18 protein-coding genes and 1 pseudogene are annotated in these 24,015 nt (G+C 73.8%); 10 read left to right on the plus strand and 9 right to left on the minus strand.

The features are described 5' to 3' along the window. Nucleotides 1-34 precede the first annotated feature (34 nt). Nucleotides 35-1,780, minus strand: a complete 1,746-nt coding sequence (locus ACA361_RS08205) for a CocE/NonD family hydrolase (protein ID WP_375011208.1) — start codon at nt 1,778-1,780, stop codon at nt 35-37. Between the two features lie 113 nt (nt 1,781-1,893). On the opposite strand from ACA361_RS08205, the gene ACA361_RS08210 reads away from it, so the two are divergent. Next, entirely contained in the window at nt 1,894-3,066 is a 1,173-nt protein-coding gene (locus ACA361_RS08210; RefSeq protein WP_375011209.1) for a glycoside hydrolase family 1 protein, read from the plus strand. On the opposite strand, the gene ACA361_RS08215 is transcribed toward ACA361_RS08210, so the two are convergent. Both ACA361_RS08215 and ACA361_RS08220 read right to left on the minus strand, forming a co-directional pair. Next, a complete protein-coding gene (locus ACA361_RS08215) occupies nt 3,063-5,309 on the minus strand; it encodes a glycoside hydrolase family 3 C-terminal domain-containing protein (protein ID WP_375011210.1) in 2,247 nt (748 codons plus the stop codon). The two genes, ACA361_RS08210 and ACA361_RS08215, sit on opposite strands and share 4 nt — an antisense overlap. Before the next feature lie 8 nt (nt 5,310-5,317). Then, nucleotides 5,318-6,013 carry a TetR/AcrR family transcriptional regulator gene (locus ACA361_RS08220; protein WP_375011211.1) on the minus strand — a complete coding sequence of 232 codons (696 nt, stop codon included), beginning with the start codon at nt 6,011-6,013 and terminating at the stop codon, nt 5,318-5,320. Nucleotides 6,014-6,197: 184 nt separating this feature from the next. Between ACA361_RS08220 and ACA361_RS08225 the strand changes: the two genes are divergently transcribed. From ACA361_RS08225 to ACA361_RS08240, 4 genes are read left to right on the plus strand one after another with little or no spacing between them, the layout of a single operon-like run. After that, complete coding sequence (locus ACA361_RS08225) at nt 6,198-7,733, plus strand: ABC transporter substrate-binding protein (protein WP_375011212.1); 1,536 nt, start codon at nt 6,198-6,200, stop codon at nt 7,731-7,733. 12 nt (nt 7,734-7,745) lie between these two features. Beyond that, on the plus strand, nt 7,746-8,687 hold the full coding sequence (locus tag ACA361_RS08230) for an ABC transporter permease (RefSeq protein WP_375011213.1): 942 nt from the start codon (nt 7,746-7,748) through the stop codon (nt 8,685-8,687). Next, on the plus strand, nt 8,684-10,453 hold the full coding sequence (locus tag ACA361_RS08235) for a dipeptide/oligopeptide/nickel ABC transporter permease/ATP-binding protein (RefSeq protein ID WP_375011214.1): 1,770 nt from the start codon (nt 8,684-8,686) through the stop codon (nt 10,451-10,453). The genes ACA361_RS08230 and ACA361_RS08235 overlap by 4 nt, the downstream gene beginning before the upstream one ends. After that, a complete protein-coding gene (locus tag ACA361_RS08240; protein WP_375011215.1) occupies nt 10,443-11,189 on the plus strand; it encodes an ABC transporter ATP-binding protein in 747 nt (248 codons plus the stop codon). Before ACA361_RS08235 ends, ACA361_RS08240 begins: the two co-directional genes overlap by 11 nt. On the opposite strand, the gene ACA361_RS08245 is transcribed toward ACA361_RS08240, so the two are convergent. Then, nucleotides 11,182-12,795: a beta-N-acetylhexosaminidase gene (locus tag ACA361_RS08245; protein ID WP_375011989.1), complete on the minus strand. Its 1,614-nt coding sequence runs from the start codon at nt 12,793-12,795 to the stop codon at nt 11,182-11,184. The two genes, ACA361_RS08240 and ACA361_RS08245, sit on opposite strands and share 8 nt — an antisense overlap. Before the next feature lie 191 nt (nt 12,796-12,986). Between ACA361_RS08245 and ACA361_RS08250 the strand changes: the two are divergent. Beyond that, nucleotides 12,987-13,598, plus strand: a pseudogene (locus tag ACA361_RS08250) (TIGR04222 domain-containing membrane protein); the annotation flags it as partial. A gap of 94 nt (nt 13,599-13,692) precedes the next feature. Then, nucleotides 13,693-14,190 (plus strand): hypothetical protein, encoded by a 498-nt coding sequence (locus tag ACA361_RS08255; protein ID WP_375011216.1) that lies wholly within the window; start codon nt 13,693-13,695, stop codon nt 14,188-14,190. 63 nt (nt 14,191-14,253) lie between these two features. Here ACA361_RS08255 and polA read toward each other — a convergent pair whose 3' ends face one another. Together polA and ACA361_RS08265 are read right to left on the minus strand one after the other, a co-directional pair. Then, nucleotides 14,254-16,887: a DNA polymerase I gene (gene polA, locus ACA361_RS08260; RefSeq protein ID WP_375011217.1), complete on the minus strand. Its 2,634-nt coding sequence runs from the start codon at nt 16,885-16,887 to the stop codon at nt 14,254-14,256. A 40-nt stretch (nt 16,888-16,927) separates the two neighbouring features. After that, nucleotides 16,928-17,860 (minus strand): hydroxymethylglutaryl-CoA lyase, encoded by a 933-nt coding sequence (locus ACA361_RS08265; protein ID WP_375011218.1) that lies wholly within the window; start codon nt 17,858-17,860, stop codon nt 16,928-16,930. 22 nt (nt 17,861-17,882) lie between these two features. Here ACA361_RS08265 and ACA361_RS08270 point away from each other — a divergent pair, with 22 nt between their 5' ends. The 3 genes from ACA361_RS08270 to ACA361_RS08280 all read left to right on the plus strand — a co-directional run bounded on the left by ACA361_RS08270 (nt 17,883) and on the right by ACA361_RS08280 (nt 21,024). Beyond that, nucleotides 17,883-18,530, plus strand: a complete 648-nt coding sequence (locus tag ACA361_RS08270) for a GntR family transcriptional regulator (RefSeq protein WP_375011219.1) — start codon at nt 17,883-17,885, stop codon at nt 18,528-18,530. After that, nucleotides 18,527-19,744: a CaiB/BaiF CoA transferase family protein gene (locus ACA361_RS08275; RefSeq protein ID WP_375011220.1), complete on the plus strand. Its 1,218-nt coding sequence runs from the start codon at nt 18,527-18,529 to the stop codon at nt 19,742-19,744. Before ACA361_RS08270 ends, ACA361_RS08275 begins: the two co-directional genes overlap by 4 nt. 161 nt (nt 19,745-19,905) lie before the next feature. After that, nucleotides 19,906-21,024, plus strand: coding sequence for an SMP-30/gluconolactonase/LRE family protein (locus ACA361_RS08280; RefSeq protein ID WP_375011221.1), 1,119 nt, complete (start codon nt 19,906-19,908; stop codon nt 21,022-21,024). 73 nt (nt 21,025-21,097) lie between these two features. Here the strand turns inward: ACA361_RS08280 and ACA361_RS08285 are convergent, their stop codons facing one another. Genes ACA361_RS08285 through ACA361_RS08295 form a run of 3 tightly spaced genes read right to left on the minus strand, consistent with a single transcriptional unit; the run spans nt 21,098 to nt 23,869 of the window. Then, entirely contained in the window at nt 21,098-21,736 is a 639-nt protein-coding gene (locus ACA361_RS08285) for a carboxymuconolactone decarboxylase family protein (protein ID WP_375011222.1), read from the minus strand. A 28-nt stretch (nt 21,737-21,764) separates the two neighbouring features. Beyond that, the gene (locus ACA361_RS08290) at nt 21,765-22,337 is read right to left on the minus strand and encodes a VOC family protein (RefSeq protein ID WP_375011223.1); all 573 of its coding nucleotides are present in this window, start codon (nt 22,335-22,337) and stop codon (nt 21,765-21,767) included. Continuing rightward, entirely contained in the window at nt 22,334-23,869 is a 1,536-nt protein-coding gene (locus ACA361_RS08295; RefSeq protein WP_375011224.1) for a class I adenylate-forming enzyme family protein, read from the minus strand. Before ACA361_RS08295 ends, ACA361_RS08290 begins: the two co-directional genes overlap by 4 nt. Nucleotides 23,870-24,015: the final 146 nt, after the last annotated feature.

Here is a 24,015-nt window from a genome sequence, read left to right on the forward strand (position 1 = left end):
ACAGGTCCCAGCGGCCGGTAAAGGCCGCCCCGCGTCAGCCGGCGGGCACGGTCAGAACGCCGGGACGGCTCGGGTCGGTGCGGACGGTCACCGGCAGGACGGCGCGGTTGCCGAGGTACGACAGGTCGCTGGAGGCGATCACGACCCGGAGCCGGTGGCCGGCGGCGAAGCGGTGGACGATCCCGGGCAGCCGGATGCTCAGCGGTTTCCGGACGTCACCGACGCGGACCGGGGACACCAGCCGGTGGGCGAGGGTGGCGGAGCCGTCGGGCGCGACGTCGTACAGCTTGGCGAACAGCACCAGCCGCCCGTCCACGCCGCGGCGCTGGCCGCGCTCGGCGGCGGGCGAGGACAGCCGGACCGACAGGGTCGGCGCCCCGACCACATCCGTGTCCTTGGCCAGGGGCGCGCTGGTCCAGCCGGCGAACGTGCCGGGCGCGTCGCCGGGCGGCACGCCGTCGAGGGCGCCCTGCAGCAGCGACAGCTCGGAGAACGACGTCGGCCAGAAGCCGAGCGGGTTGCGGTACGACGCGCGGCCCGCGGTCACCTCGGACCTGGTGCTGACCAGGCGGTCCTTCCCGGACAGGTAGAACCGCACGGGCTTCGGCGCGGCGCTGCTGTAGGCGGGGGCGGCGTTCCCCTCGTACCGCGCCCAGGGGCGGAAGTAGGCGAAGCCGGGCCCGGTGTCGGCGGGCAGTCCCTTGAGGTGGCGGTCGAACCAGGCCAGCGCGCGCCTGCCGACGTAGTTGTCCGACGGGTGCTCCAGGTCGATGTCGCCGGGCGCGCTGGGCCCGCTGTGCCCGCCCGAGTGCCAGATCATCTTGACCGGGGTGCCCTGCGCGGCCAGGGCGCGGTACGTCGCGGTGGCCTCCTGGAGGGTGAACAGGGTGTCGTTCTGCCCCTGGACGAGGAGGACGGGCGCCTTGATCCGCGGCATGTACGACGCGACCGACGCCGCCCGCAGGTAGTCCAGGCTCGCGGGGCGCGGCACGCCGTGCACGAGGCTCTCGGCGACGGCCGCGCACAGCGCGGTCGGGAAGTTGGGGCAGCCGGCCAGCCGGGACGGGTCGGTCCCGGCGCCCTCCACGCCGCGGACGGCGCCGAGGGCGAAGAAGCCGAGCCCCCACAGCAGCTTGGTCGCGCCGGGCTCGGTGGTGCGCTCGCCCGCCGCGGTCAGCTCGTTGTTGGGGGCCAGGGAGTAGCGCAGGTCGTTCCAGGTGTCGATCGGGACGAGCGCGTCGATGCGCGGGTCCACGCCGGCCGCGGCGAACTGGGCGCCGCCGCCGTACGAGCCGCCGATCATCCCGACGCGCGGGTCGCCGGGCGCGTCCAGCCGGACCGCGTCCAGGCGCGTCCCGTCGGCGGCCGCGCGGGTCCCGGCGAGGAAGTCGACGAGCTGCCGGGCGGCGCGGCCGTCGTGGTCGGGGTGGTCGAGGGTGATGCGGCAGCCGCTGCCGCCGGCGCCGAGGCCCGAGTACGCGAGGACGACGTAGCCGCGCGCGGCGAACGCCTCGGCCGTTCCCGCGAGGTCGTCCTTGGAGCCGCCGAACCCGTTGGTCGTGAGGACCGCCGGTGCCCGCTTCCCGCCGGTGGCGGGCCGGTAGAGGTCGGCGACGACGGTGCAGGACCGGTCGCCGCCGGGGCCGACGCGGACGCCGAAGCTCAGCTCCCGCACGGTGTAGGCGGCGGCCGACGCGGGGGCGGGGACCGCCGCCAGGGTCGTGGCCAGCAGCGGTACGGAGAGCGCGGCGGCGGCGCGGGACTTGGGGCGTGCGGGCATGGGCGCTCCAGGAGCCGGGGGGTGGACGCACGGCGGCGACGAGAGCCCAAATCTTACCAAGTGGTAGGTTTTTGCCGCCAGACCGACATCGCCGAGCGGCCAAGGAGAGCAGCGTGCGAATCTCGTTCCCGGACGGGTTCCTGTGGGGGGCGGCGGGCAGCGCCCACCAGACCGAGGGCAACAACGTCGCCAGCGACTTCTGGGCGCTGGAGCACCGGCCCGGCGTGCTGCCCGAGCGCAGCGGCGACGCCTGCGACGGCTACCACCGCTGGCGCGAGGACCTCGACATCGTGCGGGACCTCGGGCTCACCGCGTACCGCTTCAGCGTCGAGTGGGCCCGGGTGGAGCCGGCGGAGGGCGAGTTCTCGGCGGCCGTGCTCGCGCACTACCGCCGGCTGATCGAGGGCTGCCTCGGCCGCGGCCTCACCCCGGTGGTGACGCTGCACCACTTCACCAGCCCGCTGTGGTTCCAGAAGGCCGGCGGATGGCGGGCGCCGGAGGCGGCCGGCCGGTTCCGCCGCTACGTGCGCGCCGTCCTGCCGATCCTCGGCGGCGTCGAGTGGGTCTGCACCATCAACGAGCCGAACATGCTCGCGATGATGGCCGGCATCTCCAGGGGCGCCGGGGAGCGCGAGGAGAACGCCGCCGGCGCCCTGCCGCCCCCCGACCGCGAGGTGGCCGACGCGCTGATCGCCGCGCACCGGGCCGCGCGCGAGGAGCTGGCCGGGACCGGGCCGAAGTCCGGCTGGACGGTCGCCAACCAGAACTTCGAGGCCGCCGGCGGGGCGGAGGCCGAGCGCGACGCGTGGGCGTGGCCGCGCGAGGACCGGTTCCTGGACGTCGCGGCGGACGACGACTTCGTCGGCGTGCAGGCGTACACCCGGGTCCTGGTCGGCCGGGACGGGGCGCTGCCGGTCCCGGCCGGCGCCCGCCGCACGCTCATGGGCTGGGAGTTCTACCCGGAGGCGCTCGGCGGCGCCGTCCGGCACACGGCCGCGCGGGTGCCGGGCGTGCCGATCCTGGTCACCGAGAACGGGATCGCCACCGCGGACGACGCCGAGCGCGTCGAGTACACGACCGGGGCGCTGGAAGGCCTGCACGCGGCGATGGCCGATGGCGCCGACGTGCGCGGCTACCTGCACTGGTCCCTGCTCGACAACTACGAGTGGGGGTCCTGGCGGCCCACCTTCGGGCTGGTCGCGGTGGACCGCCGGACGTTCGCGCGCACGGTCAAGCCGAGCGCCCGCTGGCTGGGCGGGGTCGCCCGGGCCGGCGGGCTGCCCTAGGCGCCGGCCGCGACCTCGGCGACCAGCTCGTCCACGACGTCGCCGCTCAGGCCGATGCCGAACGTGCCGAACTTGGCCAGCGGGATGCCGCGGGCCAGCTCGAACAGCGCGGGCGATCCCTGGGCGGCGCCCGTCAGCCCCGGCGCGTTCCCGAGCCGCGCCAGCAGCACCCGGCGGCCCACCGGGTGGTCGAGCCACTCGCCGAGGGTGGACATCCGGCCGAGCGGCGCGGCGTACCCGTCGCCGGGCGTCTCCAGCTCCGCGCGCAGCCGGATGTCGCGGGACGAGGCGCCCACCTCAACGGTGAAGCGGCCCGGGTCGATCCGCCAGCCGCCGCGCGCCGCCGACCAGCGGGCGATGTCACGGCCGGTGAGCGCGAACGACACGCGCGCGGCCGCGCCCGGCTCCAGCTCGGTCTTCGCGAAGCCGCGCAGCTCGTGCCGGGGCCGGGTGGGGCGCTCCTCGTCGAACGCCACGTACAGCTGGACGACCTCGGCGGCGGCCCGTTCGCCGGTGTTGGTGACGGTGCACTCGACCGTCCACGCGTTGGGGCCGGTCTCCCGCACGGCCAGGTCGGCGTACTCGAAGCGCGTGTAGGTGAGGCCGTGCCCGAACGGGTAGGCGACGGCGGTCTCCAGGGTGTCGTGGTGGCGGTAGCCGACGTAGCGGCCCTCGCCGTACACCACGCGCCCGTCCGCGCCCGGGAAGTGCAGGTACGAGGGGACGTCGGCGAGGCGTTCCGGGATCGTCTCGGTGAGCCGGCCGGACGGGCTGTGCGCGCCCAGAAGCAGGTCGGCGATCGCCGTTCCGCCGGCCTGGCCGGGCAGCCACGCCTCCAGGATCGCCGCGGCGGAGTCCTGCCACTCGGACACCGTCACGACACCGCCGTTCGCCAGCACGACCACCACCCGCGGGCAGGCGGCCGCGACCTCGCGCAGCAGGTCGGTCTGGACGGCCGGCAGGTCGAGCGTGGTCCGGTCGAAGCCCTCGGACTCGGCCTCGTCGGGCAGGCCGAGGAAGACCAGCGCGACATCGGCCGCCCCGGCGACGGCGGCCGCACTGCCCGCGAGCCCGGCGTCCGCGGCGCCGTCCAGCCGGTAGCCGGCGGCGAAGGTCAGCGTCGTCTCCGGGCCGGCCGCCGCGTTCAGGGCGTCCCAGGCGGAGTCGAGCCGGGTCGGGACGACGTGCGAGCTGCCGTGCCCCTGGTAGCGGGGCGTGGCGGCCAGCTCGCCGATGACGGCCACGCGCTGCCGCGCCCGCGGGTCGAGCGGGAGGACGCCGCCGTCGTTCTTCAGCAGGACGGCCGAGGCGCGCGCCGCCTCGCGGGCCAGCTCGTGGTGGGCGGCGGCGTCCCAGTCCTCGAAGCGGCCCGCGCCGTCCAGCCGCCCGGCGAGCGCGCGCAGGCGCCCGGCGGCGCGGTCGACGGCCTCCTCGGCGAGCCGCCCGTCCCGGACCGCGTCGACGATCTCCTGGTCGGTACGGGTCGGCGGCATCTCCAGGTCGAGCCCCGCCTCCAGCGCGGCCACCCGGTCGTTCACGGCGCCCCAGTCGGACACCACGACCCCGTCGAAGCCCCACTCCTCGCAGAGCACCTCGGTGAGCAGCCAGCGGTTCTCGCTCGCGTACACGCCGTTGATCCTGTTGTACGAGCACATCACCATGGCGGGCGCGCTCCCGCGGACGATCCGCTCGAACGCCGCGAGGTAGATCTCGCGCAGCGTCGCCTCGTCCACCTCGGCGCTGACCCGCATGCGGTCGGTCTCCTGGTTGTTGACCGCGAAGTGCTTGACGCAGGCGCCGATCCCGAGCGACTGGACGCCGTCGACGACGGCGGCGGCCATGACGCCGGTCAGGTGCGGGTCCTCGGAGAAGTACTCGAAGTTGCGGCCGCACAGCGGGGAGCGCTTGATGTTGACGCCCGGGCCCAGGACGACGTCGACGCCGAGGGCGGACGCCTCCCGCGCGAGCGCCGCGCCCACCCGGCGGGCCAGGCCGGCGTCCCAGGACGAGCCGAGCGTGACGGCGGGCGGGAAGCAGGTCGCGGGAACGCTGTCGGTGAGGCCGAGCGCGTCGCCCGAGCCCTTGACCTGGCGGCGGATCCCGTGCGGCCCGTCGGCCAGGGTGAGCGGGCGCAGCGTGCCGGGCAGGCCGGTCGTGTGCCAGGTGTCCCTGCCGGAGGTCAGGGACGCCTTCTCCTCCAGGGTGAGCTTCTCGAACGGCTTGTCGGCGGGTCCAGGCGTCATGCGTTACCTCAGGAGTCGGGGTCGGTCTCGGTCTCTGTCTCGGAGAGGACGAGTGGGGTCGGCGAGATCTCGATGTCCAGGCCGATCCGGCGGACGAAGGCCACCGCGTCGGCGTGCATGTCGATCGCGTCCGGGTCGAGCAGCCACTGGGTCTGGAGGCCGTCCATCAGGGCCAGGAACTGCCGCGCGACGACCGCCGGGTCGTGGTCGAGCGGCGGGTCCGCCGCGGCGAACAGCGCCGCGAACGCGTCCGTGAGCCGGGCGCGCAGCACCCGGTAGCGCTGGACGAAGTACTCGTGCGCCGGGTGCTCGGGGTCGGCGGCCTCGCCGGAGATCTTCACGTAGAGGCCGACCAGCCCGGGGGTGCGCATGTTGCGCGCGACGATCCCGAGCACGATGTCGATCAGCTCCGCGGGGCGCTCCTCGACGCCCGGGGCGAACAGGTACCGCGCGTCGGCCCGGTCGCGGCGGCCGAGCACCTTGATGAGCAGCGCCTCCTTGCCCGGGAAGTGGTGCAGCAGCCCCGCGTGCGTCAGTCCCGCGTGCGCGGCGATGTCGCGCAGCGACACCGCGTGGAAGCCCGACTTGGAGAACAGCTCGGTCGCCGAGTCCAGGATGCTCGCACGCGTCCGCTCGCCCTTCGAAGGGCGAGCGGGACGGCGGGGCGGGCGCTGTGCCGGGCGGCGCGGGTTCTGCTCGGTCATGGGGGCCTCTCTGGGACGGGCGGGCGCGTCGTGCGGAACGGTGCTGCGCCAACCGTACGGCCTGCGGCTTCCCTCGACCGCGAGCAAAACCTACCACGTGGTTAGTTTCGCATGTATGCTCACCGCACCCTCGTCGAATCTCCGTCGAAACGGCCGTCCCGCCGTGCCATAGGGAGCCACTTCCATGCGAAAGATCACCAAGGGCGCCGCCCTCGCCGCCGCCTGCGCCGCCGCGGCCGCCGGCCTCACCGGATGCGCGGACGCCGGCGGCGGCGCGGGCGGCGGCTCGGACACGCTCAAGATCGCCACGCTGACGCTGCCGCAGAGCCTCGACCCGGCCGACGCCGGCGGCAGCGCCCTGCCGTTCTTCCAGGCCGCCTACGACACGCTCCTCAAGCGCGAACCGGACGGCTCGTTCAGCCCGATGCTCGCCACCAAGTGGGAGTACAACGCCGACCGCACCGAACTGAGGCTCACGCTGCGCGGCGACGTGAAGTTCGACGACGGCTCCGCCTTCGACGCCAAGGCGGTCAAGGCCAACATGGAGCGCTTCGCCAAGAAGAAGGGCTCCCAGGCCAGGACGCTGCAGGACGTGAAGTCCATCGAGGTCGCCGACGCGACGCACGTGACTATGAAGCTGTCCAAGCCCAACCCCGCGATGCTCTTCTACCTCAGCGACGCGGCCGGCCTCATGGCCAACCCCGCGAGCTTCGCCAAGCCGGGCGATCCGCTGAAGACCAGGCCCGACGGGACCGGCCCGTACGACCTGGACGCGAAGCAGACCGCGATCGGCACCCGCTGGGTCTTCACCGCCGCCCCCCGCTACTGGGGCGCGAAGCTGCCGTACAAGACGCTCACGTTCAGCTACTTCAACAACGAGACCGCGATCGTCAACGGCATCCGCACCAAGCAGATCAACGCCGCCGTGCTGCAGGACGCCGACAAGCAGATCAGCATCGAGTCGGCCGCCGGGGTGAAGACGGTCAAGCAGGAGTTCGACGTGCAGAGCCTGCTGCTCTTCGACCGCGGCGGCGCGCTCGTCCCTGCGCTCAAGGACGCCCGCGTCCGGCAGGCGCTCAACCACGCCATCGACCGCGACACCATGCTGAGCAAGATCCGGCAGGGCCGCGGCAAGGTCACGAACCAGATCTTCGGGACCGGGACCAAGGCGTACGACCCGCGGTTCGACTCCTACTACGCGCACGACCCGGCGAAGGCGAAGGAGCTGCTCAAGCAGGCCGGCCACGAGAACGGCTTCGCGCTGAAGCTGCCGCGCATCCCGGCGATCGTGCCCGACGCGCTCGCCTCCTCGCTCCAGGCCGACCTGGGCGCCATCGGCGTCAAGCTCACCTGGGAGAACGTCGACCAGTCGGCGATCCGGAAGATCTTCACCGACCGGCGGTACCCCGGCATGGTGATGAACAACGGGCAGCCCGCCACGGACTGGATCACCATCGGCGAGCTGGTGCTGCCCGGCACGTTCAACATGTTCGGCACCATGGACGACCGGATCAAGGGCCTGGTGCCGAGGATCCAGGCCGCCGAGGCCGAGCAGGCGCGCGGCGACCTGCGGGCGCTCAACGAGCACCTGGTCAAGGAGGCGTGGTTCGTGCCCTTCTACCGGATGTCGTACCTGCACGTCTCGGACGGCTCGGTGAAGATCACGCCGCAGGAGGGCATGGCGCTGCCGTCGATCTACAACTACTCCCCCGCCAAGTAGCCGGGCGGAACGATGCTGGGCTTCGCCTTGCGGAGGATCGCGGCGGGAGCGGTGCTGCTGTTCGTGATCTCCTTCCTCTCCTACCTGCTGCTGTCGATCCCGGACGCCGACGTGGGCCGCCAGCTCCTCGGCTCGGCGGCCCCGCAGGACCTCGTCGACGCCAAGAACGCCGAGCTGGGCCTGGACCGCGCCGTCCTCGCCCAGTACGGCGACTGGCTGGCGGGCGCGGTCCGCGGCGACTTCGGCACCTCCTGGTTCACCGGCGAGGACGTGCTGCAGGCCATCGCCACCCGGCTGCCGGTCACGGCCAGCCTGATGGCCGGCGTCACGCTGGTCACCGCCGCGCTGTCGCTGCTGCTCGGCGTCTGGGCCGGCGTGCGCCGCGGCGCGGTTGACCGGTTCGTGCAGGTCCTCGGCGTGATCGGGTACGCGCTGCCGGGCTTCCTGGTCACGCTGATCATCGTGCTGGTGTTCGCGGTGCGGCTGGGCTGGTTCCCGGCCATCGGCTACATCGGCCTGACCGAGTCGGTGCCCGGCTGGCTGTCCACGATCACGCTGCCGGTCGCGTCGCTGTCGGTCGTCTCCGTCGCGGGCCTGTCCCAGCAGGTGCGCGGCGCGGTGATCGACGTGCTGCGCCAGGACTACGTCCGCACGCTGCGGGCGCGCGGCCTGCCGCCGCACCGGATCCTGTTCCGGCACGTGCTGCGCAACGCGGCCGCGCCCGCGCTGACCGTGCTCGGCCTCCAGTTCGTCGCGCTGCTCGGCGGCGCCGTCCTGGTCGAGCAGATCTTCGGGCTGCCCGGCGTCGGCGCCATGACCGTCACGTACACCACCCGCGGCGACATCCCCGTGATCATGGGGCTGGTCATGTTCACCGTGCTCGGCGTGATCCTGATCAACCTGGTGGTGGACCTGCTCATCGGCTGGCTCAACCCGAAGGCGAGGGTCTCGTGACCGCCCTGCGGCGCCTCCTGCGCAACCCGCTCGGCCTGGTCTCCGCGGCCGTCCTGGCGGTCATCGTGACCGCCGTGGTGCTGGCCCCGCTGATCAGCCCGCACGACCCCGGCGCCGGCGACCTGGCCGACTCGTTCGGCGGGCCGAGCGGCGGCCACCCGCTCGGATTCGACTCCGCCGGGCGGGACGTCCTGGCGCGGCTGCTGCACGGCGGCCGCAACACCCTCGGCGGCGCGGCCATCGCGCTGCTGGTCGCGCTGGCGATCGGCGTCCCGGCCGGGCTGCTGGCCGGCTACCGCGGCGGCCGCCTGGACGCCGCGGCGAGCTGGACGGTGAACCTGGTCATGGCGCTGCCGGCGATGGTGGTGCTGCTGGCCTCCCGCGCCATCCTCGGCCCCACCGTGTGGGTGCTGATGGTCGTCCTCGGCGTCCTGGTCGCGCCCGGCTTCTTCCGGCTGGTGCGCGGGATCGTGTCCGGCGTCCGCAACGAGCTGTACGTGGACGCCGCGCGGGTGTCCGGGCTGACCGACGCCCGGATCGTGGCACGGCACGTGCTGGTCGTGGTGCGCGCGCCGATCATCATCCAGACCGCGCTGATCGCCGGGCTGGCCATCGGGCTGCAGGCCGGGCTGGAGTTCCTCGGCATCGGCAGCGGCGACACCCCGACCTGGGGCGCCATGCTGAACGAGGCGTTCCAGAACATGCAGCGCGCCCCGCTGACGATCCTGTGGCCGGGGCTCGCGCTCGGCCTCACCAACGCGTCCCTGGTCCTGCTGGCCGGGGCGCTGCGCGACGCGCTGGAGGACCGCGGGCGCGAGCCGTCCCGCCGCCGCGCCCGGCGGGCGGCGACCGCTCCGGCGCCGGCCGGCGCGGGCACGGACGCGGAGGGGCGCGCCGGCCTGCTGTCGGTCCGCGGGCTGACGGTCTCGTACGCCGTGCCGGACGGGTCCAAGGACGTCGTGCGCGGCGTGGACCTCGACGTCCGCGAAGGGGAGATCGTCGGGCTGGTCGGCGAGTCCGGCTCCGGCAAGACGCAGACCGCGTTCTCGATCCTCGGGATCCTGCCGGAGGGCGGCCGCGTGAGCGGCGGCAGCGTCACGATCGGCGGCCGGGAGGTCGTCGGGCTGCCCGAGCGGGAGCACCGGGCGCTGCGCGGGGACGTCGTCGCGTACGTCCCGCAGGAGCCGATGACCAACCTGGACCCGTCGTTCACCGTCGGGAGCCAGCTCGTGGAGCCGATGCGGCACAAGCTCGGGATCTCCCGGGCCGAGGCGAAGCGGCGCGCGCTCGACCTGCTGCGGATGGTGGAGATCGCCGACCCGGAGCGGACGTTCCGGTCGTACCCGCACGAGATCTCCGGCGGCATGGCGCAGCGGGTGCTGATCGCCGGGGCGATGTCCTGCGACCCGAAGCTGCTGATCGCCGACGAGCCGACGACCGCGCTGGACGTCATGGTGCAGGCCGAGGTGCTCGGGCTGCTGCGCCGCCTGCAGAAGGAGCGCGGACTCGGCGTCCTGCTGGTCACCCACAACCTCGGCGTCGTCGCGGACCTGTGCGACAGCGTGGCCGTGATGCACGACGGCCGCATCGTGGAGACCGGCCCGGCCGAGCGGATCCTCGGCGCACCGCGCGAGCCGTACACGCGGCGGCTGCTCGGCGCGGTCCTGGACGATGCCCCCGCCCGCGCCCCGTGGCGCCCCGCGGAGACCGGCGACCCCGTGGACTCCGTGGAGGGTCCGGGAGGAGGGAGCAGTCGTGAACGGTGAGCTGCTGACCATCGAGGATCTGCATGTCTCGTTCCCCGGCAAGGGATGGCGCGCGCCGCGTACCGACGTGCTGCGCGGCGTCTCGCTGGGCGTGCGGCCGGGCGAGACGCTCGGGCTCGTCGGCGCCTCCGGGTCGGGCAAGACCACGATCGGGCGCGCCGTCCTCGGGCTGGTGCCGGTCCGGTCCGGGACCATCACCTTCGCGGGCGAGCGCATCGAACGGGCGACCCGGCGCCGGCGGCGCGAGCTGAGCCGCGACGTGCAGGTCGTGTTCCAGGACCCGTACACGTCGCTGAACCCGTCCCGTACCGTCGGCGACACGCTCGCCGAACCGCTGCTGGCCCAAGGGCGCGGGAAGGCGGACGCGCGCCGCCGCGTCGCCGGCCTGCTCGACCGGGTGCGGCTGCCGTCCGACGCCGCCGGGCGGCTGCCGCGGGAGTTCTCCGGCGGGCAGCGGCAGCGGGTGGCCATCGCCCGCGCGCTGGCGATCGGGCCGAAGCTGATCGTGTGCGACGAGCCCGTCTCGGCCCTCGACCTCACCACCCAGCAGGCCGTCCTCGACCTGCTGCTGGAGCTCCAGGAGCAGACCGGCGTCGCGTACCTGTTCGTCTCGCACGACCTGGCCGTGATCCGGTTCGTCAGCCACCGGGTGGCGGTGATCGACCGCGGCGAGATCGTGGAGACGGGCGGGACACGCCAGGACTCAGCGCAGGGTGCCGCGGGCGCGGTCAGGTGAAGAGTTCGGTCGAGCGGTAGTAGTCGTTCAGGCCCAGCCGTTCCCACCAGGCCGGGTGGGTAGCCACCCGGGCCCGGTAGGCGTGCCAGTCGGTGGCGGCCGGCGTCCACGCCTTCTCGGCGATGGCCGCCAGCCGGGGCAGCAGCAGGAACGCCAGGTCGTCGAAGTCCCTGACCGACTCGCACCAGACCGCGGCCTCTACCCCGGCGATCCGCGCGCCCGCGGGGATCTCCGGCAGCTCGCCCGGCCGCCAGCCGAACAGCTCGCGGCAGGTGCGGACCGGGTACGAATCGTGCCCGACCCGGGCGCGCCGCTCGTTCTGGCCGGGGTTCAGCGAGTCCTCGGCGTAGCGGCGGTCCAGGTACAGGAAGCTGCTCGGCGAGGCCAGCACCGGAACGCCCGCCGCGACGGCCGCCGGCACGTCCCGTTCCGCCTGGGCGAACGCCTCCGCCATGCTCTCCAGCAGGCCGTGGTACGCCGCCGGCGTGCGCTCGCGGGCGGCCGCGAGGTCGAACTCGTCCCCGGCGCCGATCCACGCCTGCACCAGGTCGGCGGAGGTCAGCGCCCCGGACCGGGCGGTCTCCTGCCAGCCGACCACCTTCTTGCCGGTGCCGCGCGCGATCTCCAGCGCGCGGGCGGTGAACGCGGCGTACAGGTCGTCCGGCATGCCGAACGCCTCGTCGCCGCCGACGTGCAGGTACGGGCCGGGCGTGAGGGCGGCGACCTCGGCCAGCACGTCGCGGACGAACCGCTCGGTGGCCTCGGCCTCGGGGTCGAGGTAGGCCAGCAGCTCGTGCGGCGTCTCCTTGCCGCCCTGCAGCTCGGGGTAGGCGCGCACGGCCGCGAGGACGTGCCCGGGCATGTCGAGCTCCGGGACGACCGTGACGAACCGGTCCGCCGCGTAGGCGACGATCTCGCGGTAGTCGTCCTGCGTGTAGTAGGGCCGCCCGTCCCCGGCGGTCAGCTCGCCGGCGGGCCAGTGCGCGGGGTCGGTGAGGCGCGGCCAGGCGTCGATCCGCAGCCGCCACGCCTGGCTGTCGGACAGGTGCAGGTGCAGGACGTTGAACTTGTACAGCGCCAGCAGGTCGATGACCTTCTTCACCTGGGCGACCGTGAAGAAGCGGCGGACGACGTCCAGCGACAGGCCGCGCCAGGCCAGTGCCGGTCCGTCCGCGATCCGCACGCGGGGGACGGTGAGCCCGCCGGCCGCGTCCGGCCGGACCAGCTGCGCGAACGTGGTGGCGCCGCGGAAGAGGCCCTCCGGCGCGCACGCGGTCACCACGGCGCCGCGCTCCCCCACCGTCAGCTCGTAGCGTTCGCGGGCGTCGCCGTCGGCGCGGTCGAGGGGGTCGATCCCCTGGACGCTCTCGACGCCGCCCGCCGGGTCCGGGGCCTGGACCAGCGTCAGGTCGCCCTCCCCGCCGATCTGGACGGCGGGCTCGATCCCGTGCAGCCTCCCGAGCAGGCCGGCGACGGCCGCGCCCAGCTCTCGCAGCTCTCCGGACGGCACCGCGATCCGGAGGCCGGACGGGAGGTGCGGCGGGGGCCCGGAGTCCTCATCCGCCGAGAACCGCTGCGGCAGGGGCACGAGGGCGGGCGCGATCATCTTATCCACCACCATTTTCTACCACATGGTAAGTAACGTGCCTCACACCGGACGGATCAGCCTACGCCACCGACCGCCAGGTGGCCGGATGCTGCCAGCCCGGAGATCGGGTCGGCTGACCCTTTCCTTCCCGGCGGCCGCTGCCATATTGAGACGATCATGCGGCGTCCGCCGCGACGGCCGGGAGGTGCGCGATGCGCGACGACGCGGAACTGGACCACTACGAGATCGCCTACCTGTGCGGCGGTCCGGAGCGCGTGGCCATGGTGGCGCTGCTGGCCCTGCACCGGGACGGCCGGCTCCGGATCTGGGCGGCCCGGGCCCGGCTCCGGGTCGTCCGGCGCGAACCCCGCGACGCCGTGGAGGAGGCCGCGTACGGCGCCGTACCGTCGAAGGGCGCGCTGCTCGCCCCCGCGCTCAAGCAGATCGCGCGGTCCGCGGCGGTCCGCGAGGTCGGGCGGCGGCTGAGCGCCGAGGGGTTCCTGCCCGGGTCGCGGTTCGCGGCGCCGTGGCGGCGCGGCCGGGCCCGGGCGGGGCTCGAGGCGCGGGAGCGGCTCGCGGAGCGGGAGCGGGCGTCGTCCGACCCGTTGCGCCGGGTCGCGGCGGCGGGAACGGCGGGCATCGAGGACGCCGCGATCCGGCGGGCGTTCGAGAATCCCGTCCCGGAGCCTCCCGAGGCGCCCCGGTTCGGGCGGAGCGGGAGCGATCCCACCCACAGCACCCTCCGTAACTGGTTCTGGGCCGGCGGAGACGACGGAGACGACGGCGGGGGCGGCGGGGGCGGCGGAGGCGGGGGCGACTAGGACCACCGGGGGTGTAACCCGGACGGCCCCCGGGCAGGACCAGAAGACCAACGGTGTCCCCCGCCACGCGTTCGCCAGCAGAAAGGGGACCGGCGTGAAGGCGCTGCTCAACTCGATGACCGAGAGCGAGAAGGACCTGGTCCGGGAGACGGAGCGGGACCGGCTCGAGGGCATGGAGGAGGACGATCTGCTGGAGCTGCACGCCCGGATCCGGCGTGCCCGCAACAAGCACGTCAAGCTCTACCGGCGGGAGGCCGCCGGCCGGGTCGCGGAGGTCGGCGGGCGCGGCAGGGCCCGGCCCAAGAACCGCCGGAACGCCCAGAAGGCGGAGGTCTTCGAGGACGCGCTCGCCCGGGTCAGCCGCTACCTGGCCACCGCCGCCCGGCGCAGCGCCACCGCGCTCAAGGCCGAGCGGCTGGAGGCGGTGCGGGCCGTCCGGAGCTCCGGGCCCGGGAAGGCGCCGGACGAGGCGGTGGTGCCGATGCAGTCGCAGCGGCTCGACCGCACGCCCGAGCAGCCGGTCCTGGCCAAGCAGCGCGCCTCGACGCGCGCCGCCGGGGCCCGCCGCCAGGGGAAGCGCGACAGCCGCTGACCACGCCCGCGGGAAAGCGCGAGGACCGCACCCCCAGGAACGCCCGGAATCGGCGGCGCGCCGTCAGTGGGCGGCGGCGTTCCAGTCGGCGCCGGTGCCCACGGCGACCTCCAGGCCCACGCTGAGCGGGTACGCGCCGGTCATGCCGGTGCGGACGGCGTCCTCCAGCGCGGCCCGTTCACCAGGGGCCACCTCGAGCACGAACTCGTCGTGGACCTGGAGCAGCAGCCTGCTGCGGAGCCCGGCCGCCGCGATCGCCTCGTCGACCCGGAGCATGGCGATCTTGACGATGTCGGCGGCCGAGCCCTGGATCGGGGCGTTGAGCGCCATCCGCTCGGCGGTCTCGCGGCGCTGCCGGTTGTCGCTGGACAGGTGCGGCAGGTAGCGGCGGCGGCCGAGGAGCGTCCTGGTGTAGCCGGTGCGGCGGGCCTCCTCGACGACGCGGTCCAGGAAGTCGCGGACGCCGCCGAAGCGCTCGAAGTAGGCGTCCATCAGCGGGCGCGCCTCGGCCACCGCGACGCCCAGCTGCTTCGCCAGGCCGAACGCCGACAGCCCGTACGCCAGGCCGTACGACATCGCCTTGATCCGGCGCCGCATCCCGGCGGTGACGGCGCCGGGCTCGACGCCGAAGACCCGCGCGGCCATCGTGGTGTGCAGGTCCTCGCCGGACGCGAACGCCTCCAGCAGGAACGGGTCCCCGGACAGGTGCGCCATGACGCGCAGTTCGAGCTGGCTGTAGTCGGCGGTCATGAGCGCCTCGTAGCCCTCGCCCGGCAGGAAGACCCGGCGGATGTCGCGGCCCTCCTCGGTGCGGATCGGGATGACCTGGAGGTTGGGCTCGGTCGAGGTGAGCCGGCCGGTGGCGGCGACGGTCTGCTGGAATGTGGTGTGGATCCGGCCGTCCGCGCCGATCTCCCGGATCAGCCCGGCCACCGTCATCCGCAGCCGGGACTGGTCGCGGTGGTGCAGCAGGACCTGCGGCATGCCGTTGTCGGTCTGGGTGGCCAGCCAGGTCAGCGCGTCCACGTCGGTGGAGTGCCCCGACTTGATCTTCTTGGTCTTCGGCAGCCCCAGCTCGCCGAACAGGACCTCCTGGAGCTGCTTGGTCGAACCCGGGTTGAACGGGCGGCCCGCGATCCGCGCGGCCTCGCCGGCGGCGCGCTCCATCGCGGCGGCGAACCGCTCCTCCAGGGCGCGCAGCGCCGCCGCGTCCGCGAAGACGCCGGCCCGTTCCATCCGGGCGAGCAGGGCGGCCAGCGGCAGCTCGACCTCGGTCATGACCCGGTCCATGCCGGTGTCGCGGAGCTCGGCGGTGAACCGGCCGGCCAGCTCCAGCACGGCGCGCGCCTGGAGCATCAGCCCGGCGGGCCCCTCGCCGGCCGGGCGGCGGCCCAGGTGGCGGGCGGCCAGGTCGGCGATGCCGTACGCGGCCAGGCCCGGCAGCAGCAGGTAGGCGGCCACGGCCGTGTCGGCGGTGACGCCGGCCGGGGTCCAGCCGCGCGGGCCGAAGACCCGCAGCAGCGACTTCACGTCGTGCAGCGCCTTGGGGCGCTCCGGGTCGGCGAGCCAGCCGGCGAAGGCCCGCTCGTCCGCGGCGGTCATCGCGGCCGGATCGAACCAGGCCGCGAAGCCGTCGCCGGTGGCCAGCGCGATCCCGGTGATCTCGCCCTCGCCGCGGGCCCACGACTGATCGGCGGCCAGCCCGACCGGGCCGCCGCCCGCCCGCGTGCGGAACCATTCCGGCAGCTCGCCCGGTGCCAGCTCGCGCCCCTTGAGCGGCTCGGCCCGCCCCTCCGGCTCCCCGCCGCCGCCGGGATCGGCCGCGAACAGCCGCTGGCGGATGCTGGCGTTGCGGAACTCCAGCTCGTCCAGCAGCGCGGTGAACGCGGGCAGGTCGTACGGGCGGCGCCGCAGGCCGTCCAGGTCGACCGGGAGGTCGACGTCGCGGACCAGCTCGGTGAGCCGCCGGTTGGTCCGCACGGTCTCCGCCGCGGCCCGCAGCCGCTCCCCGGCCTTGCCCTTCACCTCGTCCATGCGCTCCAGCAGCGCGCCGAGGGTGCCGTACTCGCGGATCCACTTGGCGGCCGTCTTCTCCCCGATGCCGGGGATGCTCGGCAGGTTGTCGGACGGGTCGCCGCGCAGCGCCGCGAAGTCGGGGTACTGGCTCGGCGTGAGGCCGTACTTCTCCTGGACCAGCTCGGGCGTGTAGCGGATCATCTCCGCCGCGGTCCGGTAGAAGTACAGCGCGGTGACGTCGGGCCCGACCAGCTGGAGGACGTCCCGGTCGCCGGTGATGATCAGCACCCGGTGGCCGGCCGCCGCCGCCCGCGTGGCGAGCGTGGCGATCACGTCGTCGGCCTCGTACCCGGGCGCCCGCACGGCGGGCACGCTCATCGCCGCGAGCAGCCGGTCGAGGACGCCGAGCTGGCTGTGGAACTCCTCCGGCGACCGCGCCCGGTTGGCCTTGTAGCCGGGGTACGCCTCGGTGCGGAACGTCCGCCGCGAGACGTCGAACGCCACCGCGACGTGCGTCGGCCGCTCGTCGCGCAGCGCGTTGGCCAGCATGTTGGCGAACCCGTACACGACGTTGGTCGGCTGGCCCGCGCTCGTGCTGAAGTTCTCCACGGGCAGCGCGTAGAACGCCCGGTAGGCCAGCGAGTGGCCGTCCAGGAGGAGCAGGCAGGGCCGTTCCGTCATCCCCTCATCCTGGCATCCGCCTCCGACAGCGCGCGCGATGTCAGAACGGCCCGGCGCGGCCGAGGAGCGCGGGGGGCGGCGTGCCGAGGAGTCCGCCGAGCCAGGTCCCGGTGGCGGCGACGGCCTCCATGTCCACGCCGGTCTCGGCGCCGCCGCGGTGCAGGGCGTACAGGAGGTCCTCGGTGGCGATGTTGCCGGTGGCGGCGGGGGCGAAGGGGCAGCCGCCGAACCCGCCGGTGCTGGCGTCCAGGATCGTGACGCCCTCGTCCACGGCGGTTAGGGCGTTGGCGTACCCGGTGTTGCGGGTGTTGTGGAAGTGGAAGCGCAGCGGCGTGCCGGGCGCGGCCGCGCGGGCGCGCCGGGTCAGGTCGCGGACCTGGGCGGGGACGCCGACGCCGATGGTGTCGGCGAGGGCGATCTCGGCCGCGCCGGCCGCGTGCGCGCGGCGGGCGATCTCGGCGACGCGCTCCGGCGGCGTCTCCCCCTCGAACGGGCAGCCGAACGCGGCGGCGATCGTCATCGCTGCGGGGACGCCCGCCTCGGCCGCCGCGGCGGCGATGCCGTCCCAGGCGTCCAGCGCCTCCGCGGTGGTGCAGCCCTGGTTCCGGACGCAGAACGTGTCGGACGCGACCACGACGACGTTCACCTCGTCCACCCCGGCCGCCAGGGCGCGGTCCAGGCCGCGCCGGTTGAGGACCAGGCCGCTGTAGGAGACGCCCGGGCGGCGTGGCACGCCCGCCATGACCTCCTCGGCGCCCGCCATCTGGGGCACGCGCTTGGGGTTGACGAACGACACGGCCTCGATCCGCTTCAGTCCCGCTTCGACGCAGCGGGTGATGAACGCGATCCTGTCCTCGGGCGAGAGCGCGCGGGGCTCGTTCTGGAGGCCGTCGCGCGGACCGACTTCGAGCACTGTTGTATGCAACTCAGACCCCTCTCGCCCATTATTGGTCACCACTGGACTATATTGCATGCAATAACCGGCAGGAGGAACCATGCCCCGCGCTACCGACATCGCCTACGAGGCGGTGCGCCAGATGATCCTCTCCGGCGAGGCCGGGGCGGGCAGCCGCCTCGGCGAGGCGGAGCTGGCCGAGACGCTGGGCCTGTCGCGCACGCCCGTGCGGGAGGCGCTGCAGCGGCTCGGCGCGGACGGGCTGGTGGAGGTGCTGCCGCACCGGGGCGCCCGGGTGGCGCGCTGGACCCGGCAGGACCTCGCGGAGATCTTCGAGCTGCGCGCGCTGCTGGAGCCGTACGCGGCGGCGCGCGCGGCCCGGCTGGGCCAGGACGCGGCCGTCCTGGACGATCTGCGCGAGCGGTGCGCGGCGATGGAGCGCGCGGCGGCCGAGGGCGACCTCGACCTGGTGGCCCGGCTGAACGGCGGGTTCCATGCGGCGATCATCGAGGCGTCCGGCAACGGGCGGCTGCCCGGCATGCTGACCTCGGTGATGCACGCGCCGCTGATCCTCGGCACCTTCCACCGGTACGCCCCGGACGCCATGGCCCGCAGCATGAACCACCACCGCGAGCTCGTCGCCGCCATCGCCGCCGGCGACCCCGCGTGGGCCGAGTCGGTGATGCGCGCGCACATCCGCGCGGCGGCGGCACATCTCACCGAAGAGGAAGAGGACCAGGAACGATGAGCGACTCCCCCAGCGCTTCCGGCGCCCCCGGCGCCCTCGGCGACCTGCGGGTCGTGGAGATGGGCCAGCTGCTGGCCGGGCCGTTCTGCGGCCAGCTGCTCGGCGACTTCGGCGCCGAGGTCATCAAGATCGAGCCGCCGGGCGCCGGCGACCCGATGCGCGAGTGGGGCCGGGAGAAGCCGCACGGCAAGTCGCTGTGGTGGCCGATCCTCGCCCGCAACAAGAAGTCGGTCACGCTGAACCTACGCACCCCCGAGGGGCAGGAGCTGGCCCGGCGGCTGATCTCCGAGGCGGACGTGCTGGTGGAGAACTTCCGGCCGGGCACCCTGGAGCGCTGGGGCCTGTCGCCCGAGACGCTCCAGGCCGCGAACCCCAAGCTGATCATCACCCGGGTCACCGGGTACGGCCAGGACGGCCCGTACGCGCCCCGCGCGGGCTTCGGCTCGATCGGCGAGGCCATGGGCGGCATCCGGTACGTGACCGGCGACCCGGACCGGCCGCCGTCGCGGGCCGGGATCTCGCTGGGCGACGAGCTGGCCGGCACGTTCGCCGCGATCGGCACGCTGGTCGCGCTGCACGCGCGCCACCGCACCGGCCGCGGGCAGGTCGTCGACTCGGCGCTGTACGAGGCGGTGCTGGCGATGATGGAGTCGCTGATCCCCGAGTGGGACATCGCCGGCTACCAGCGCGAGCGGACCGGCTCGGTGCTGCCCAACGTCGCGCCGAGCAACGTCTACCCGACCAAGGACGGGCCCGTCCTCATCGCCGCCAACCGCGACACGATCTGGCGGCGGCTGTCGGACCTCATGGGCCGTCCCGAGCTGGCGGACGACGAGCGCTTCGCGACGCACGGCGCGCGCGGCGCCAACGCCGGGGAGCTGGACGAGCTGATCGGCGCGTGGACGGCCGGGCAGGAGTCGGGGCCGCTGCTGGAGCTGCTGCACGAGAACGGCGTCCCGGCGGGGCTCACGTACCGCGCCAAGGACATGCTGGCCGATCCGCACTACAAGGCGCGCGAGGCGATCATCCGGATGGCGCATCCGGAGTTCGGCGACTTCCCGATGCACAACGTCTTCCCGAAGCTGTCGGGCACCCCCGGCGAGGTCCGCAGCCTCGGCCCGTCCCTGGGCGAGCACAACGCCGAGGTGTACGGCGGGCTGCTCGGGCTCGGCACGGCGGAGCTGGACGGGCTGGCGGAGGCCGGAACGATCTGACTTGCATACAATCTCCGGATTTTTTCGACCGTAACCCTGGATTTCGGCCCACATTGCGTGCAATCTAGTCCCGAGGGAGATCTTCGGTCCCCGCCGCCCCACGGCCCTTGAGCCGTGCCGCGGCATGCCCTCGGGGACCCACGCACGCGAAGGGGCGGACTTTGAGCACGCCTGAGAACACGGCGGCGCCCGGCGGCGGGCCGCACGGCCGGCCATCGCGCCGGGCGCTGCTGTCAGGGCTGGGGATCGCGGCGGCGGGGCTGTCCACCGCCGCGTTCGCCCGGCCGGGCGAGCACGGGCGGGACGAGCACGGGCGGGACCGGCGCCCGCGGAAGGGGAGGACGAGAATGAGGATCACGACACTGGCGGACGGGCTGCTGTTCCCCGAGGGCCCGGTCGCGCTGCCGGACGGCGACGTGCTGGTGGTGGAGATCCACCGCGGCACGCTGACCAGGGTGAGGCCGGACGGCACCACCTCGGTGGCCGCCGAGGTCGGCGGCGGCCCGAACGGCGCCGCCCTCGGCCCGGACGGCCGGGTCTACATCGCCAACTGCGGCGGCCTGCGCCGCTTCGAGGTCGGCGGGTTCGTGTTCGCCGGGGGCATCCCCGACGACTACACCACCGGCAGCATCCAGGCCGTGGACCTGTCGGACGGCTCGGTCGAGACGTTGTACACGAAGGCCGGCGACCAGCGGTTGCGCGGCCCGAACGACCTGGTGTTCGACGACCAGGGCGGGATCTACTTCACCGACTACGGCAAGAGCGACGGCGTCACCGGCGACAAGGGCCGCCTGTTCTACGCCAAGGCCGACGGCTCGTCCATCACGATGCTCGCCGGCGGGATGGAGGGTCCGAACGGCATCGGCCTGTCCCCCGACGGCAAGCGGCTGTACGTCAGCGAGACCTACACCGCGCGGGTGTGGTGGTGGGACGTCACCGGCCCCGGGAAGATCGAGGGCGGCCGGTCGCTGGGCGGCTCGGGGAACGGCAACTTCCTCTACACCGCGCCCGACTACACCAACTTCGACTCGCTCGGCGTGGACGCGCACGGCAACGTCAACGTGGCGTCCATGATCCACGCGGGCATCTCGGTGGTGAGCCCGAAGGGCCGCCTGGTCGACTTCGTCGAGATCGACGTGGACGACGACCCGGGCATCACCAACATCTGCTGGGGCGGGAAGGACCTGCGCACCGCGTACGTCACCGCGTCCAGCACCGGGAAGCTGCTGAAGATCGAGGGCTGGCCGCGGCCGGGCCTCAAGCTCAACAACGCGGGCTGACGTGAACGGGGGGCGCCCCGCGCATCCGGCCGGATGCGCGGGGCGTCCCCGTCCGCTCGGAGCGCCGGCCGCGTCAGCCGCCGGTGAGGTCGGCGGAGATGTCCCGGTCGCCGTAGCCCTCCGGCGCGGCGACCTCCTCGACCGCCTCGGGCCGGTCGTCGAACTCCAGCCGCAGCGCCTTGGACATCGTGGCGTGCATCTCGTACATGCAGGTGATGTAGGTGAACTGCAGGATCTCCCTGTCGGAGAGGTGCTCCCGCAGCACGTCGAAGACCTGGTCGGGGACGCGCCCGCCGTCCAGCACGAGCCCGTCGGTGTAGGCCAGCAGGGCGCGCTCCAGGGGCGTGTAGCAGTCGGCGGTCTGCCAGTGCGGGATCGCCTGGATCTTCTCCTCGGGCATGTGCAGCGCGCGCATCTGCTTGCAGTGCTGCGAGAAGACGAACTGGCTGCCGCGCGCCCAGCCGGCCCGGCACTGCCCCAGCTCGCGCAGCGCCGGGTCCAGCGAGGCGTTGCGGTAGAGCGCGAAGCCGCGCACCGCGTGCTTGAAGACGTCCGGGTCTTGGGCGAACACCGTCCACCAGTCGCCGGGCGACCCGGTCGCGGTGCCGTGGTCGACGGCCGGGTCCCGGTCGGGGGCGAACAGGTGGTCGTAGAAGTAGAGGATCCGCTCGTCGGTGACCTCGGCGCGGGGGACCTCACGCAGGCGGGGCATCGTGCTCCTCAGTCGTCGGGGGCGCGGCTCAGCCGGCCGCGGGGGCGGGAACGGTCCGGTCGGCGGCGGTCTTGGGCTCGTGCGAGACGTCGGCGTCGGTGAACTCCCGCGTCCAGCAGGCGAACTCCAGCAGGACGCCGTCCGGGTCCTGGAAGTAGAACGACCGGACGAACACGCCCTCGTCGAAGTCGCGCGCGATCCCCATCGGGCTGTCGTCGTGGTTGAGGATCGGGCTGACCTCCACGCCCTTGTCCCGCAGCCGGCGCCGGTACTCCTCGAACCTCTCGACCGGGACGTGGAACGCGACGTGGTTCATCGACCCGACCGCGCTGAGCAGCTCGCCGCCGTCGGGGCGGGTCTTGGGCGCCGAGATCCCGGGGACGCCGTCGGGCGCGTCGGGGAACCAGAAGAACGCCACGCAGTCGCCGCCGCCGCAGTCGAAGAAGAAGTGCTGGCCCATGCCGCCGGGCAGGTCCAGCGTCTTGATCAGCGGCATGCCGAGCACGCCGGAGTAGAAGTCGATGGTGCGCTGCATGTCGGACGACACCAGCGCCAGATGGTTGATGCCGCCGAGTTCGAACTCGGTGTTCCGGGCGGTCATGAGACCTCCTCCTGAGGGGTGGTGTAGCGGGTGCGCAGATCGCGCTTGAGGATCTTGCCGGCGACGTTGCGGGGCAGCTCGGGGACGAACTCCACCCGCCGCGGCACCTTGTAGCCGCCGAGCCGCTCGCGGCAGACCGCGACGATGTCGGCCTCGGTGGCGGACGCGCCGTCGCGCAGGACGACGGCGGCGCACACGGACTCGCCCCAGCGCGGGTCGGGGACGCCGAACACGGCGGCGTCGGCGACGTCCGGATGGTGGTGGATCGCCTCCTCGACCTCGCGGGAGGCGACGTTCTCGCCACCGGTGACGATCATGTCCTTGATCCGGTCCACGATGTAGACCATTCCCTCGGCGTCCCGCCGGACCACATCGCCGGTGCGGAGCCAGCCGTCCGCGAACGCGGCCGCGGTCAGCTCCGGCTCGCGCCAGTACCCCTTCATCACCTGGTCGCAGCGCACCAGCATCTCGCCGGGCTCGCCCGGCGGGACGTCGTTCAGGTCCGCGTCCACGACGCGGATGTCGGCGAGGTCCATGGGGCGGCCGGCGGCGCCGAGCAGGTGCGTCTCCCCCGCAGCGGCGCGGCGGTGGTCGGCGGTGCCGAAGTACAGGATGTTGCCGCCGGTCTCGCTCATCCCGAAGCCCTGGTAGAAGTCGCAGCCGAGCACGTCCATGCCGCGGCGCAGCACCTCGGCGGGGATCGCGGACGCGCCGTACCCGATGGCCTCCAGCGTGCCGAGGTCGTGCTCCTCGATGCCGGGATGGCGGAGCAGGAACGCGATCATCGTCGGGGCCAGCCCGGTCTGGGTGACCTTCCACTCGGCGACGCGGCGCAGGAACGTCTCGTTGTCGTACGAGCGCACGAGGCCGACCGTGCAGGAGCGCAGGTGGTTGACCAGCACGGCGTAGCCGCCGACATGGCACAGCGGGAAGCAGAACAGGAAGACCGACCCGTCCGGGATCTCCCAGTGCGCCGCCGAGTTGATCACTCCGGTGACCAGGTTGCGGTGGGACAGCATGACGCCCTTGGGGGCGCCGGTCGTCCCGCTGGTGTAGACGAGCCAGGCGACCGCGTCCTCGTCGGGGCGGGGCGGCTCGGCGGCGGGGACGTCCGCGACCAGCTCGGCGTACGGGCGGTCGCCGCCGCCGTCCAGGCCGACGACGACCTTGACCCCGGGCATCGCGCCGCGCCGCGCCTCCATCGCCTCCAGGTACTCCGCGCTGACGACGAGCACGCTCGCCTGCGCGTGGTCGACCAGCGCGGCGATCTCGTCGGCGTGCAGCCGGTGGTTGAGGAAGGTCAGCGCCATGCCGGCGGCCGGGACGCCGTAGTAGAGGTCCACGTACTCGGGCCGGTTGCCCGAGAGCACGGCCACCCGGTCGCCCGGGGCGGCGATCGTCCGCAGCGCGCCGGCGGCCCGCCGGACCCGGTCGCGCAGCTCCGCGAACGTGATCGCCTCGTCCTCGAACCGCAGCGCCGTGCGGCCGGGATGCTTGCGCGCCGCGTACTCGACGATGTCGCTGATCAGCATGGAAGCCCCCGCACCGGCCGCGCCATGGCCACTCCTAAAGATGACTTGACAGTCATGTCAATTCTGTTCGATGCTCGGATCCTCGGCCTGGGAGCATCGGGTTGTCAACCCCCGCCGCCGGGACCGGGACGGGAAACGGGAGGGAG

This window comes from Actinomadura sp. 21ATH (assembly GCF_041951345.1).
GTDB lineage: Bacteria > Actinomycetota > Actinomycetes > Streptosporangiales > Streptosporangiaceae > Spirillospora.

Bases quoted from the DNA above. Each gene is read 5' to 3' on its own strand.
- ACA361_RS08205 (WP_375011208.1), bottom strand. From the start codon at position 1,780: ATGCCCGCACGCCCCAAGTCCCGCGCCGCCGCCGCGCTCTCCGTACCG.
- ACA361_RS08215 (WP_375011210.1), bottom strand. From the start codon at position 5,309: ATGACGCCTGGACCCGCCGACAAGCCGTTCGAGAAGCTCACCCTGGAG.
- ACA361_RS08220 (WP_375011211.1), bottom strand. From the start codon at position 6,013: ATGACCGAGCAGAACCCGCGCCGCCCGGCACAGCGCCCGCCCCGCCGT.
- ACA361_RS08225 (WP_375011212.1), top strand. From the start codon at position 6,198: ATGCGAAAGATCACCAAGGGCGCCGCCCTCGCCGCCGCCTGCGCCGCC.
- ACA361_RS08230 (WP_375011213.1), top strand. From the start codon at position 7,746: ATGCTGGGCTTCGCCTTGCGGAGGATCGCGGCGGGAGCGGTGCTGCTG.
- ACA361_RS08245 (WP_375011989.1), bottom strand. From the start codon at position 12,795: ATGATCGCGCCCGCCCTCGTGCCCCTGCCGCAGCGGTTCTCGGCGGAT.
- polA (WP_375011217.1), bottom strand. From the start codon at position 16,887: ATGACGGAACGGCCCTGCCTGCTCCTCCTGGACGGCCACTCGCTGGCC.
- ACA361_RS08265 (WP_375011218.1), bottom strand. From the start codon at position 17,860: ATGCAATATAGTCCAGTGGTGACCAATAATGGGCGAGAGGGGTCTGAG.
- ACA361_RS08270 (WP_375011219.1), top strand. From the start codon at position 17,883: ATGCCCCGCGCTACCGACATCGCCTACGAGGCGGTGCGCCAGATGATC.
- ACA361_RS08275 (WP_375011220.1), top strand. From the start codon at position 18,527: ATGAGCGACTCCCCCAGCGCTTCCGGCGCCCCCGGCGCCCTCGGCGAC.
- ACA361_RS08285 (WP_375011222.1), bottom strand. From the start codon at position 21,736: ATGCCCCGCCTGCGTGAGGTCCCCCGCGCCGAGGTCACCGACGAGCGG.
- ACA361_RS08290 (WP_375011223.1), bottom strand. From the start codon at position 22,337: ATGACCGCCCGGAACACCGAGTTCGAACTCGGCGGCATCAACCATCTG.
- ACA361_RS08295 (WP_375011224.1), bottom strand. From the start codon at position 23,869: ATGCTGATCAGCGACATCGTCGAGTACGCGGCGCGCAAGCATCCCGGC.